Source organism: Sphingobium agrisoli (assembly GCF_041877245.1).
Classification (GTDB): domain Bacteria; phylum Pseudomonadota; class Alphaproteobacteria; order Sphingomonadales; family Sphingomonadaceae; genus Sphingobium.
This window is the reverse complement of record NZ_JBHDJI010000001.1, coordinates 84679-96955: the sequence shown is the minus strand read 5'-3', so window position 1 is coordinate 96955 and position 12277 is coordinate 84679. Positions and strand designations below refer to the sequence as shown.

General features: G+C 65.0%; 11 protein-coding genes, 1 tRNA gene and 1 other RNA gene. 6 read left to right on the top strand and 7 right to left on the bottom strand.

From position 1 onward, the window contains the following. Window positions 1–42: 42 nt before the first annotated feature. The 6 genes from ACETPF_RS00425 to ACETPF_RS00400 all read left to right on the top strand — a co-directional run bounded on the left by ACETPF_RS00425 (window position 43) and on the right by ACETPF_RS00400 (window position 6835). Window positions 43–555 (top strand): hemerythrin domain-containing protein, encoded by a 513-nt coding sequence (locus ACETPF_RS00425; protein ID WP_373932301.1) that lies wholly within the window; start codon window positions 43–45, stop codon window positions 553–555. 19 nt (window positions 556–574) lie between these two features. After that, window positions 575–917, top strand: a transfer-messenger RNA (tmRNA) gene (gene ssrA / locus ACETPF_RS00420). 245 nt (window positions 918–1162) lie between these two features. Beyond that, window positions 1163–3769, top strand: a complete 2607-nt coding sequence (locus tag ACETPF_RS00415) for a TonB-dependent receptor (RefSeq protein WP_373932300.1) — start codon at window positions 1163–1165, stop codon at window positions 3767–3769. A gap of 280 nt (window positions 3770–4049) precedes the next feature. Then, complete coding sequence (locus ACETPF_RS00410; RefSeq protein ID WP_373933030.1) at window positions 4050–5591, top strand: GspE/PulE family protein; 1542 nt, start codon at window positions 4050–4052, stop codon at window positions 5589–5591. A 210-nt stretch (window positions 5592–5801) separates the two neighbouring features. Then, the gene (locus tag ACETPF_RS00405; RefSeq protein ID WP_373932299.1) at window positions 5802–6092 is read left to right on the top strand and encodes a hypothetical protein; all 291 of its coding nucleotides are present in this window, start codon (window positions 5802–5804) and stop codon (window positions 6090–6092) included. Further along, a complete protein-coding gene (locus tag ACETPF_RS00400) occupies window positions 6089–6835 on the top strand; it encodes a prepilin peptidase (RefSeq protein ID WP_373933029.1) in 747 nt (248 codons plus the stop codon). The genes ACETPF_RS00405 and ACETPF_RS00400 overlap by 4 nt, the downstream gene beginning before the upstream one ends. A gap of 12 nt (window positions 6836–6847) precedes the next feature. Here the strand turns inward: ACETPF_RS00400 and ACETPF_RS00395 are convergent, their stop codons facing one another. The 7 genes from ACETPF_RS00395 to ACETPF_RS00365 form a co-directional block, all read right to left on the bottom strand. Beyond that, window positions 6848–8620 (bottom strand): DEAD/DEAH box helicase, encoded by a 1773-nt coding sequence (locus ACETPF_RS00395; RefSeq protein ID WP_373932298.1) that lies wholly within the window; start codon window positions 8618–8620, stop codon window positions 6848–6850. Window positions 8621–8940: 320 nt separating this feature from the next. Continuing rightward, window positions 8941–9639: a 50S ribosomal protein L1 gene (gene rplA, locus ACETPF_RS00390; protein ID WP_373932297.1), complete on the bottom strand. Its 699-nt coding sequence runs from the start codon at window positions 9637–9639 to the stop codon at window positions 8941–8943. Between the two features lie 4 nt (window positions 9640–9643). Next, window positions 9644–10075: a 50S ribosomal protein L11 gene (rplK, locus tag ACETPF_RS00385; protein ID WP_373932296.1), complete on the bottom strand. Its 432-nt coding sequence runs from the start codon at window positions 10073–10075 to the stop codon at window positions 9644–9646. A gap of 188 nt (window positions 10076–10263) precedes the next feature. After that, entirely contained in the window at window positions 10264–10800 is a 537-nt protein-coding gene (nusG, locus tag ACETPF_RS00380; RefSeq protein WP_373932295.1) for a transcription termination/antitermination protein NusG, read from the bottom strand. A 21-nt stretch (window positions 10801–10821) separates the two neighbouring features. Continuing rightward, window positions 10822–11028: a preprotein translocase subunit SecE gene (secE, locus tag ACETPF_RS00375; protein WP_328280623.1), complete on the bottom strand. Its 207-nt coding sequence runs from the start codon at window positions 11026–11028 to the stop codon at window positions 10822–10824. Between the two features lie 170 nt (window positions 11029–11198). Further along, a tRNA-Trp gene (locus tag ACETPF_RS00370) sits at window positions 11199–11274 on the bottom strand. A gap of 64 nt (window positions 11275–11338) precedes the next feature. Then, on the bottom strand, window positions 11339–12253 hold the full coding sequence (locus tag ACETPF_RS00365) for a YihY/virulence factor BrkB family protein (RefSeq protein ID WP_373932294.1): 915 nt from the start codon (window positions 12251–12253) through the stop codon (window positions 11339–11341). Window positions 12254–12277: the final 24 nt, after the last annotated feature.

The following is a 12277-nucleotide window of genomic DNA, read 5'->3' as shown; positions in this document are numbered from 1 at the left end:
CCAGGCGATTGCATGTCGGCTTTGTAGCTGAGGAGGACGACCATGGCGAAACAGGAGTTTACCGATGCGATCGCGCTGCTGAAGGCCGACCATCGCGAGGTCGAGGACTTGTTCGAGAAATTCGAGTCGGCGAAAGGCGCGACCCGCAAGCAGGACATCGCCCGCAAAATCTGTCTCGAACTCAAAATCCACACGATGATCGAGGAGGAGATTTTCTATCCCGCCTTCCGCGGGAAAATCGAAGACGACACGCTGGACGAAGCCTATGTCGAGCATGACGGCGCAAAGTTGCTGGTCAACGATATAGAGGCCGGATCGCCCGACGACGATTTCTACGACGCCAAGGTAAAGGTGTTGTCCGAGGAGATCAAGCATCACGTCAAAGAAGAGGAAGCGCAGAAGGAGGGCATGTTCGCCCAGTGCCGCAAGACCGACGTCGATCTGGTGGCGCTGCGCGACGCGATGCTCGCGCGCAAGCAGGAACTGATGGCGCAGGCGAAGGCGGAGGGCCTTCCACCGGCCCAGCCCCGCGCGGTGAACCTCACCCCCGCCTGAAAACCGCGCCCGACCGCAGCGACTTGAAAAAGCGGGCGGCCGGGCGCATATGGGTTTTGCCGGGTTCGCCCGGCTATGGTGATAAATTGTGTCGCATAATAGGCGCAGCGGACCCGGGGGCAGTACCCGGCGGCTCCACCACAAAGGCCCTTCCGGGGGCTTTCTGACGGGGCCGAACTAGGATCGACGTGTGTTGAAAGGCGATGTTTTCACCCGGCCCGTGTAAGCCGTTAAACTGTGCAAAACTCACAAGTGCCAACGATAACGAAGCACTCGCCATTGCAGCGTAATTGAGGGCCTAACGGCCTGACATTACTCTAAAATAGCGCGGTTGAACCCACCGGGCAACAGAAGGGAGTTCAGCGGCACGGGAGGCGCCGGGCAACAGAAGCCTCCCACTGATCCCGTTTATGCACCGTTTCGTGCAGTGTTTTTGTGCGCCGCAGCATCCGCGCGGTTCGCCATATCTGTGGCCTGTGGGCCGCAGACATAAATCAGAAATTTAAGAGTCTCCAATCTGTAACACAGATTACGCTTCCGTGTAACACGCATCCCCTAGCGGCCCCCTCAACCAAGGAAATGGTTGGAATCACTCAAGGGGAATATCATGCGTTTCTCCCACGCACTTCGCTGTAGCCTCATGCTGGGCGGCGCCATCGTCGCCGTCGTCGCTCCGTCCGTTCACGCACAGGATGTTGCGCCGCAGGAAGCAGCCGCCGATGACCAGGGTCTGGGCGAAATCGTCGTCACCGCCACCAAGCGCGAGACGAACCTTCAGGAAACGCCCATCGCGATCGCGGTCGTGGGCGCCGAAGTGCTCAAGGACCGTCATGTCCAGAGCCTCTATGACCTCGCCGACGGCGGCGTCCCGTCGCTGCGCGTCGCCACCTTCGAGGCGCGCCAGAGCGCGCTCACCATCGGCATCCGCGGCATCGTGCCGCTCGACGCCAACCAGCCCGCGCGCGAACAGGGCGTCGGCGTCTATATCGACGGCGTCTATCTCGGCCGCCAGCATGGCCTGAACGCCGCGCTGTTCGACGTGGAGCGCGTCGAAGTGCTCAAGGGCCCGCAGGGCACCCTGTTCGGCCGCAACACCGAAGGCGGCGCGCTGTCGATCGTGTCGAAGGCGCCGACCGGGGAGTTCGGCGGCCGGGTCAGCGGCGGCATCGGCAATCTGGGCGCCTATACCACGTCGGCCCATCTCGACCTGCCGAAGTTCGCCGGCTTCTCGATCAAGCTCGACGGCGTGATCCAGCATCAGGACCCCGTCACCCGAAACCCGCTGCCCGGCCAGGTCGGCTGGGGCTTCTACCATCGCAAGGGCGGCCGCGCCGCCGTGCGCTGGGAGCCGACCAGCACCATCACCAACGATTTCGCCTACGACATTGCGCGTGACGAAAACTCGCCTTTCTACAGCCAGCTGCTGAACTACAACCCCAATGGCTGCCTCAGCGGCGGCACCAACGCCGCGCCGATCGCGATCCCCGCGGGCAGCGCCTGCGTGACCCCCGGCACCGCCTTCACCAGCAGCCAGGGCACGGTCCGCCCGCTGCTGCCGGGCGTCGTGGTCAACGGCAAGACGCTGATGCGCGAAGCCGATATCGGCGTGCCGCAGCGCGCCAGCGTCGATAAGACGCACGGCTTCACCAACATCCTGAAGTGGAAGGCGTCGCCGGAAATCGAGCTGCGCTCGATCACCGCGTGGCGCGGCGTGGACGTGGAACAGTGGGACAATTCGGGCGGCGCGCACCGCGTTCCGACCATCAACCTCACCGCGTCCTGCGCCGGCGCCAACTGCGCCTTCAGCCGCTACAGCCTCGCCGACCTGCGCCAGCGCCAGTTCAGCCAGGAACTCCAGGCGGTCGGCTCAGTCGGCAGCGTCGATTATGTCGCGGGCCTCTACTACTTCAACGAGCATGTCAGCGATGACGCCGCGACCCCCAACTCCATGGGCGCGACGGCGATCGTCACCAACGGCGTCGTCACCGGCGCGACCTATGCGCCGATCCCCTTCTGCACCGCCTCCACCCCCGATTTCGTGGGCAAGGCTGTCAACGGCTGCTCGATCGACCGCGCGTCGGAAGTCTGGTCGAAAAGCTATGCCGCCTATGGCCAGGTCACCTGGAACGCGACCGATGCGCTGCACCTGACGGTTGGCGGGCGGTACACCCGCGACAAGAAGCGCGGCGTCCTCCACTGGTCGCGCGGCGTCAACTATGACACCGCCAGCCAGGCCGTGCTCGACCGCAACGGCTATAAGCCGCTCGACGAGACCTGGAGCCGCTTCAACCCGATGGCGACGATCGCCTATGATTTCGCGGACGGCATCCACGCCTATGCCAAATATGCGACCGGCTACCGCGCCGGCGGCGCCAGCTCGCGCACGTCCGACTATCGCGCCTTCGATCCCGAAGACGTGAAATCCTACGAACTCGGGCTGAAGACCGATTTCTGGGATCGCCGTGCCCGCTTCAACCTTGCCGCCTATCGCATGGACCGCAAGGACAGCCAGGTCGACCTCAGCACCATCCAGCCGACCGCGACCGGCAACTTCAACAATCTCGTGACCTTCAACGCGCCGGGCACGACGAAGATCTGGGGCATCGAGGCCGACCTGATCGTGGAGCCCATCGACGGGCTGCGTCTGACGGCATCCTACGCCTATACGCATACCAACGTGCCGCCGGTGGACGTGACCTACACCTCCTTCTGCGCCGCCGTATCGCAGCCTGCCTGTCCGACGACGACCACGCCGGTCGCAACCACCACGGTGCCGCAGAAATTCTACATCGTGTTCACGCCCCGCAATGCGGCCAGCGGCGCGATCGACTATGCGCTGCCGATCGGCGGCAACGACGCGCAGCTGCGCTTCCACCTCGACGCCAACTACTCGCAGGCGACCCAGGCGTTCGACCAGTTCGCGACAAAGGCGGACGCCTCCTTCGTGGTGAACGGCCGCATCTCGCTCGCCGATCTGCGCTTCAACGGCGTGGGCGACCAGAAGCTGACGCTCGCCGTCTGGGGTCGCAACCTGTTCAACACGCAATATGTCTATCGCCGCGATCCGTCGAACAGCATTCCGGCGGTGCAGACCAGCCAGGCCGCCGGTGCGCCCAACGTCCTGCTGATCGGCAACAATGGCGGCATTCTGGGCGATTACGGCAATTTCAACATGCCGCGTACCTTCGGTCTCGAAGGCACGATCAGCTTCTGATCGATCGCGCAGCGAAAAAGAAGGGGGGCTGGAGCCGGCGGTTCCAGCCCCTTTTCATGGCTGCGGGCGATGGCGCGGCTCTGTCATATCACCGCCATATAAATGTCATTCTGCCGTAAGCTCCTCTCCCTAGCAGCCACCCTGCCACAGGTTTGAGGCAGCGCGCGCCGGGCGCTCGACCCTGGGGGAGGGGAAAGCGGTGAGCGACGAGCAACATTCCAGTGCTCCTGTAAAGGCAGGAGGCCAAGGGTTGAGCGCGAGCCCTGGGCGCCACGCGATCCTGCTTCCGCGGGAGCGCGAAGCAGGCACCTTTGACCCCATTCTCCCACGCCCGATCGACCTCCCCTATGCCTTCGCCCGCGCGAACGGCGTTCTCCTCCTCGCTGCCGAAGGCGATCGCCTGACAATGGCCGTGCGCGAAGGCAGCGATCCCCGCGTCCTGCTCGAAGTCCGCCGCTATCTCGCCAGGAGCTTCGACATATGCTTCGTCGATCGGGCCCGGTTCGACCGCCATCTGTTCGATCATTATGCCGTGGACGGCAGCGCCACCGCCGTGACGGACGCCCTGGACCCCGGCACGGACGAGCTGGACATCCCGGCCGCCGACATCCTCACCGCCGACCATCTGCTCGACAGCCTCGACAGCGCACCCGCCATCCGCCTCATGAACGGCATCATCGCGCAGGCCGTGCGGCAGGCGATCAGTGACATCCATATCGAACCCTATGAAACGGGCCTCATCGTGCGGATGCGCGTCGACGGCGTGCTGCGTGAAACGCTGCGGATGCCGCCCCATGTTGCGCCGGCCGTCGTCAGCCGCATCAAGGCTTTGGCCCGGCTCGACATCGCCGAACGACGCGTGCCGCAGGACGGGCGCATCGGCCTGACGCTGGGCGGCAGGCTGGTCGACATGCGCGTTTCCACGCTGCCGAGCCGCACCGGCGAGCGCGTGGTGCTGCATATCCTCGACAGGGAGGATGCAGCCATGGCCCTCGACCTCCCGGGCCTGACGGGCGCCCCCGATCGCATCTTGCGCGACTGCGTCAGCGAGCCCAACGGCATCATCCTCGTTGCAGGCCCGACCGGATCGGGCAAGACGACCACCCTGTATGCCGGTCTGCGAAAGCTCAATGACGGCAGCCGCAATATCCTGACCGTGGAAGACCCGGTCGAATATCCGATCGAGGGCGTCGGCCAGACCCAGGTCGATGCCAACATCGGCCTGACCTTTGCCGCCGGCCTGCGCGCCATACTGCGGCAGGATCCCGACGTCGTGATGGTCGGCGAAATCCGCGACCGCGAAACTGCCGAGGTCGCGGTGCAGGCGTCGCTCACCGGTCACCTCGTTCTCTCGACCGTCCGCACCAACGACTCGGTCGCCGCGATCACCCGGATGCGCGACATGCGGGTCGAACCCTTCCTGCTGGCCTCGACCCTGCGTGCCGTCATCGCCCAGCGGCTCGTCCGCCGCCTGTGCCAGCATTGCCGCGAGCCGGTGCAGGCGGACAAGTCCGCGAGCGCGCTATTGGGCTTCGACCCCGGCACCATCATCTACCGCGCGCGCGGGTGTGAGGAATGCGTCGGCACCGGCTACAACGGCCGCATCGGCGTGTTCGAGGCTATCCGGGTGGATGATACGATCCGCCGCCTCATCAACGACGGCGGCGACGAATCGCTGATCGCGCGCCATGCCTTCCTCAATGCCCCCAATCTCGGTTCGGCCGCGCGAGCGCTGGTGCGCGACGGCCAGACGACCGCCGAAGAAGCGATTCGCGTCTCCCGCCGCGACGCGACCGAGGTGGAAACCATCGCCGATGGCTGATTTCGTTTATGCCGCGCGCGCACCGGCATGGGAGCTGCGGAAACTCATGGGCGCGATGGACCCAATGCGCCCCGAAAAATGAGCCTATCCACATATCGTTCCGACAACGTAATGATATTTTGCCTGCATTCGGCCGCTTTCCAAAGACCGCCAAACAACTGTACAATTCGCTGTCCAAATTGCTCGTCAATGCGCTGCTCTTCGGTAAAGATGAGGGCCTCGGTCGCCAGCGCCTCGCGCTTCGATGATGGACCAGTCCACCGACCTCAACCCGGCCCGGCGTTTAGTCGGCCCGGCAGCCATGGCCGCAACACGTTGACATCGTCGCTGGTCAGCCAGCCAAGCCGTGAAGAATTCGCCTTGCGGATCTGGCTCTCAGCCCGCTACACCGCCGCAATGCGCGCCAATACCGCCGATATGGCGCTCACCGCAGTCCTGGGGCAGGCGGGCTTCGCTGGCACCGGCAACGCGCAATCGCGCAACATCGAAGGCCAATGGTGATCGATCCGGTTGCGGCGATTCTGGGCGCGCTCGCCGGCGCTATTTTGGGCAGCTTCCTCGCCACCCTCATCCTGCGCTGGCCACAGGGGCGCAGCGTGCTGCGTGGCCGCTCGGCCTGCGACGGCTGCGGCCGCACGCTGGGGGTGCGCGATCTCGTGCCCCTGCTCAGCGCGCTCGCCAGCCGCTATCGCTGCCGCACCTGCGGCGCGCGGATCGATCCACTGCATTTCTGGACGGAGGCGGGCTGCGCGGTGATCGGCGCGGCGGCGCTCGGGCTGTCGCCTGATCTGGGCGGCATTGGCTGGGCGCTGCTCGGCTGGCTGCTGCTCGCCCTCGCCATCCTCGACTGGCGGCATTACTGGCTTCCAGACGCGCTCACCCTGCCGCTCGCTTTTTTCGGCCTCACCATCGGCCTCTGGGCGGGGGAGGCGACTCTGCCGGATCGCATCATCGGCGGGGCGGCGGGCTATGGGGCTCTGCTCGCCGTCGCGATCGGCTACAAGCGGCTGCGCGGTCGTGAAGGACTGGGCCTGGGCGACGCCAAACTGCTCGGCGCGCTCGGCGCCTGGTTCGGCTGGCAGGCTTTGCCCCTCATCCTGCTCATCGCATCGCTTCTAGGGCTGGCCGTCATGTTGGCCCTCGGCCGCGCCCGCAGCGCCACCGCCCGCGTGCCGCTCGGCGCCTTTCTGGCCCTTGCCGCACTGCCGGGCGGTCTCGCCGCGACACGCCTCCTCGCGCCATAGGCTTGCCCGTGGTCAGCGGCCGCGCGGTGGCCCCTTGCGTGAGCCGCCCGCGCCTGCACCCTTGAACGGGCGGGCGCTGTGCGGGCGGGCGTTGCCGGGGCCGCCACGCGGGGGTCCGCTGCGGTTGGGGCGATCGCCATTGGCCGGGCGCAGCTGCTTGCGGTTTTCGCGGGCTTCCTGACGCGGCGCGCCTTCCACAGCCTGGATCGCCACGTCGGCGCCCTCGTCACTCGCCTCGCCGCTGCGCTTGACGGCCGCGATGAATTTGCCGGCGATCGCCTTGGGAATTTCAAACATCGTTTCGTTGGTGGCAATGCGGATCGCGCCGATGTCCTGCCGCGACACATGGCCGCGCCGGCAGATCAGCGGCAATATCCAGCGCGGATCGGCATTCTGGCGGCGGCCGATGTCCATGCGGAACCATTGTGTATCCTCGAAGCCCGGACGCGGCCCGTCGTTGCGGACGGGCGCCTCGCTGCGGTCGAGCAGTTCCTCCGGCGCCGGCAGCGACGCCCGCGCGCTCTTGACCAGCATCGCCGCGATTTCCTTGGCGCTCTTTTCCGCCAGCAATTCCGCACCCAGCGCCCAGTCGGCTTCGTCCAGCTCCGCCTTTTCCATCAGCGTGGCGCGCAGGCGCAGATTATCCTGTTCCAGAATCGCTTCGCGGCTCGGAGGGGTGCCCCATTCGACCGGGATCTTCGCCCCACGCAGCATCGATTCGACGCGGCGGCGGCGGGGGTAGGGGACGATCAGGACCGCCGTGCCCTTCTTGCCCGCGCGTCCGGTGCGGCCGGAGCGGTGCTGCATCGTCTCCGCGTCGCGGGGCAGTTCGACATGGACGACCAGGCTGAGCGAAGGCAGGTCGATCCCGCGTGCCGCGACGTCGGTTGCCACGCACACCCGCGCCCGCTTGTCGCGCAGCGCCTGAAGTGCGTGGTTGCGCTCATTCTGGCTATGCTCGCCCGACAGCGCCACGGCGGTAAAGCCACGCTCGGTCAGACTGGAGTGCAGGTGCCGCACATTGTCCCGCGTGGCGCAGAACAGCATCGCCGTTTCCGCTTCATGATAGCGCAGCAGGTTCACCACCGCATTTTCGATGTCGGAGGGCGCGACGGTCAGCGCCTGATAGCTGATGTCGCCATGGCCGCGTTCCTCGGTCACGGTCGAAATCCTCAGCGCGTCCTTCTGATAACGCTTGGCGAGCGCGACGATCGGCTTGGGCATGGTGGCGGAGAAGAGAAGCGTGCGCCGGCCTTCGGGCGCACTGTCGAGAATGCCCTCCAGATCCTCGCGGAAACCCATGTCGAGCATCTCGTCCGCCTCGTCGAGCACCACGGTGCGGATCGCCGACAGGTCGAGCGCGCCGCGTTCGAGATGGTCGCGCAGGCGGCCGGGGGTGCCGACGACGATATGCGCGCCGTGTGAAAGCGCCCGGCGTTCCTTGGCTGCGTCCATGCCACCGACGCAGGTCGCGATCCGCGCGCGCGCCGCGCCATAGAGCCATTCCAACTCGCGGCTCACCTGGAGCGCGAGTTCGCGCGTCGGCGCGATCACCAGTGCCAGGGGCAGGCCGGCGACAGGCAGCCGTTCCGCCTCGCCCAGCAATTCGCCTGCCATGGCAAGGCCGAAGGCAACCGTCTTGCCCGAACCGGTCTGTGCGGACACGAGAAGGTCGCGGCCGACCGCCTCCTCCTGCGTGACTTCGGACTGGACGGGGGTCAGCGCCTCATAGCCTTTGGCGACGAGCGCCTGGGACAGGAGGGCGGGGAGAGTTTCAAAAGCCATGTTCTTGTTATCCATCGGTAAAAGCGACCCGCCATAAGCCGACGGATACATGCGAGACCTTGTGTGCTTTCAATAGGAAAGCCCGGAGCGGTAGGTCAGACGCTCCACGTTTGATGATCGCGCATCATTCGCGCGCTTCCGTCATGCCGGACTTGATCCGGCATCCCGCTTTTTCGCCGGGCTTATGCCTCGAACAAGCGGGACCCCGGATCAAGTCCGGGGTGACGGCTGAAAAAATAGGGGCCGTCAACCCTTGAAACAAGAAAGCCTCCTTCCCCGCGTGGAGGAAGGAGGCTTCCCAATCACTTATCGTCAGCCGATCAGATCGAGGCGACTTCCGCCACGTCGACCTTCACGCCCGGCCCCATCGAGGAGGACAGGGCGATCTTGCGGACATATTTGCCCTTCGAGCCCGAGGGCTTCGCCTTGACGATCGCGTCGACGAAGGCGTCGAAGTTCTTGCGGAGGTCTTCCGCCGGGAAGCTCGCCTTGCCGAGGCCGGCGTGGATGATGCCGGCCTTCTCAACGCGGAATTCGATCTGGCCACCCTTGGCGGCCTTCACGGCTTCGGCGACGTTCGGCGTCACGGTGCCCAGCTTCGGGTTGGGCATCAGGCCCTTGGGGCCCAGTACCTTGCCGAGACGACCCACCAGACCCATCATGTCGGGGGTGGCGATCACGCGCTGGAAGTCGATATTGCCGGCCTGGATCGATTCCAGCAGGTCTTCGGCGCCCACGATGTCAGCGCCGGCGTCGAGCGCAGCCTGAGCCTTGTCGTTGCGGGCAAACACGGCGACGCGGACGTCCTTGCCGGTGCCGGCCGGGAGCGTCACCACACCACGGACCATCTGGTCGGCGTGACGGGGATCGACGCCCAGGTTGATCGCGATCTCGACGCTTTCGTCGAACTTGGCGGTCGCGTGCGTCTTGATGAGGCCCAGAGCCTCGTCCACGCCATGCAGCTTCTCGCGGTCGATCGCGGTCGCCAGGGCCTTCGCCTTCTTGGTCTGCTTTGCCATGGTCTTAGCCCTCCACCACTTCGAGGCCCATCGCGCGGGCGGAGCCTTCGATGATCTTCGTCGCTGCGTCGATGTCGTTGGCGTTCAGATCGGGCATCTTGGTCTGCGCGATCTCGGCCAGCTGCGAACGCTTGATCTTTCCACCGGAAATCTTGCCCGGCTCCTTGGAGCCCGACTTCAGGTTAGCGGCCTTCTTGATGAGGTAGGTCGCCGGCGGCATCTTCGTGATGAAGGTGAAGCTGCGATCCGCATAGACGGTGATGACGGTGGGCAGCGGGGTGCCCTTTTCCATCTTTTCCGTCGCGGCGTTGAACGCCTTGCAGAATTCCATGATGTTGACGCCGCGCTGACCCAGGGCAGGGCCGATCGGCGGCGAGGGGTTGGCGGCGCCGGCCGCCACCTGGAGCTTGATATAGCCCGTAATCTTCTTAGCCATTGTCACTCACTCTGTTGCTGGACTTGCCCAAAGGCGCGCCCGGTTCAAGTTTAGCGGTTCAAGCGGCGGACCATGATCCGCCTTCCGCAGTTTCCCTTTGTCGTCATGCCAGCAAAGGCTGGCATCTCAGGCCGCAAAGGGCACGACCTGAGGCACGAGACCCCAGCCTTCGCTGGGGCGACGTATGATTATTTCGAGAGTTCGACCTGCTCGAAATCCAGTTCGACCGGGGTGGCGCGGCCGAAGATCGACACCGACACCTTGACCCGGTTCTTTTCGAAATCCAGTTCTTCGACCACGCCGTTGAAGCTGGCGAAGGGGCCATCGAGCACCTTGACGCTGTCGCCGATCTCGTAATCGACATTGACCTTGTGCTTGGGCGCGGCCTCGGCTTCCTTCTGCGCGCCGAAATAGCGGGCGGCCTCGCTCTCGCTGATCGCCTGCGGCTTGCCATTGGGGCCAAGAAAGCCCGTCACCTTCGCCGTGTTCTTAACAAGGTGGTAGATGTCGTCGTTCATCGCCAGCTTGGCAAGGACATAGCCGGGCATGAACTTGCGCTCGACCTGCACCTTCTTGCCGCGCTTGACTTCGGTCACGGTTTCGGTGGGCACCTCGACCTGCTCGACCAGCTGGGAAAGGCCCATGCGCTCGGCTTCGGACAGGATCGATTCCTTGACCTTGTTCTCGAAGCCCGAATAGGCGTGGATGATGTACCAGCGCGCCATGTTACCCTGTTATACTCCCAATCAAGCCCGGCCCGCCGCGATGCCCAGCAGCCACTGGACGATCGCGCCGAAGAAGGTGTCGATGCCGAAGAAGAAGAGGCCCAGCAGCGACGTCATGATGACGACCATCACGCCGGTCATGATCGTTTCGCGGCCCGTGGGCCACACGATCTTCGACGCTTCGGCCCGCACCTGATTGACGAATTCGCCGGGGGTAACCTTCGCCATCGCCTGCCTCAAAATCTTTCCATATCAACGCCGATTCGCGGAGCAACAGTCCGCCCTCCCGATCCCGCCCATCGGGGCGTCCGGGGGATGCGGCCGCTGGCTCCGCGACACTGTTCGCCGACCATCTGGCTGCGCGGCCCCGAACAATCAAGGTCTTTGCAACAGGATAGTGGCAGGAGTGGAGGGACTCGAACCCCCGGCATTCGGTTTTGGAGACCGACGCTCTACCAGCTGAGCTACACTCCTGCACCGGCCCCTGGCCGGCGAAGGCGTGCCCTTTAGCGTGGGCAGGGGGGCAGGGCAAGCGCCATTATGGCGCGGCGGGTGCTTCGGGCAGCTGCGTGTCCTTGCTGGTCTGCCGCTCCGCTTCCTGGTTGAGCTGTGCGCCCAGTAGCACCACGAAGGCCGACACATAGAGCCAGAGTTGCAGCACCACGACCGCGCCGAGCGACCCGTAAGTCTCGTTATAGTTTCCGAAGCGCGAGACGTAAAAGGAGACGCCCAGCGTCGCCAGCAGCCAGAAAAGCGTCGCGACGACCGATCCCACCGTCAGCCATTGCCAACGCGCTCTGCGCCGGTGCGGCCCAAAACGGTAGATGAGCGCGAAGATGAGGCTGGCGAACAGACCCGCCGCGATCCAGGTCAGCGCCTTGGTAATGGCGATGGCTATCGGTCCCCATCCACTCGTCAGATCCTCCAGGAAACCCAGCACCGACGCGGTGAGCACGCCCACGACCACGACCAGCACCGCCGAGAATGTGATGCCGAGCGAAACACGGTAGAAAGCGAAGATGTTGCGCGCTTCCGTTTCCTCATAGACGATATTCAGTGCCTCGATCGTCGCGGAGGCGGCGCGCGTCGCGCCATAGACGGCGAAGGCGAGCGCCAGCAGCAGGCCTAAGCCGACGGCAGGCTTCGTCGTCGTGACGATCGAGAGCAACTGGTCGAAGATCAGCTTGGCGGCCTCGCGTGGCACTACGGTGATGAGCGAGCGGACATGCTCCGCCACCAGCGCGGGATCGCCGATCAGGCCGTAGGTCAGCACCACCGCCAGCAGCAGCGGGGCGATCGATAAAAAGGCGTAGTAGGCCACACCCGCGGCCAGCAGGCTGAGATGATTGGCACCAAGCTTGGCATAGACGCGCTTGACGATCTCCCACCAGCCGCGCGCCGGTATCTGCCAGGGCGCATCGACATGCACCTGCTGCTTCACCCGTTCCGTCATGCGCTTCCCCTTGTTGGTCCATGG